The organism is Methylobacterium sp. WL116 (assembly GCF_008039455.1).
Classification (GTDB): domain Bacteria; phylum Pseudomonadota; class Alphaproteobacteria; order Rhizobiales; family Beijerinckiaceae; genus Methylobacterium.
Genome location: NZ_VRUV01001067.1, coordinates 1 through 608 on the forward strand (window position 1 = coordinate 1; position 608 = coordinate 608).

The following is a 608-nucleotide window of genomic DNA, read 5'->3' on the forward strand; positions in this document are numbered from 1 at the left end:
GGTCTCGGGCTTGCCGCCGAACGGGCCCTGCTCGGCCACGGGCGCGGTCGCCTCCTGCGCGGCGAGGTCGAAGGCGCCCGGCTCCTCGACATACGTGACCCGGACCAGGGCCGCGGCGGCCCGCGCCTGCTCGAAGGTCTCGGCGACGACGACCGCGACGGCCTGGTGGTAGTGGTCGACGACGAGCGCGGCGAGGAAGCGGTGGACGTAGAACTCGCCCTGGCCGAGCGGCCCGGCATTCTCGTGGGTGACGACGGCGACGACGCCCGAGGCGGCCTTCGCGCGCGCCACGTCGAGGGTCGCGATCCGGCCCTTGGCGATGCCGGCGCCGACGATGAAGCCGTAGGCGAGGTTCGCGTGCGGATCGTGCCATTCGTAGGCGTAGGGCGCGGTCCCCGTGACCTTGAGCGGTCCTTCGACCCGGTCGGTCGGCTTTCCGACGACCTTGAGCTGGTCGATCGGGTTTTGGCCGGCGGGCTGATCGAACTTCATGGCTTTAGGCCCTCGCTTGGTTGAGCGCCGCGGACAGGGTCCGCTCAGCGAGCGTCAGCTTGTAGGCGTTCGCATGGGTCGGCGCGGCGCCGGCGAAGACCTGCTCGGTCACCGCC

General features: G+C 71.7%; 2 pseudogenes. Both read right to left on the minus strand.

Annotated features, from left to right (window positions below):
* A pseudogene (locus tag FV223_RS29440) lies at positions 1 to 492 on the minus strand (xanthine dehydrogenase family protein molybdopterin-binding subunit); the annotation flags it as partial.
* 4 nt (positions 493 to 496) lie between these two features.
* A pseudogene (locus tag FV223_RS32310) lies at positions 497 to 608 on the minus strand (xanthine dehydrogenase family protein subunit M); the annotation flags it as partial.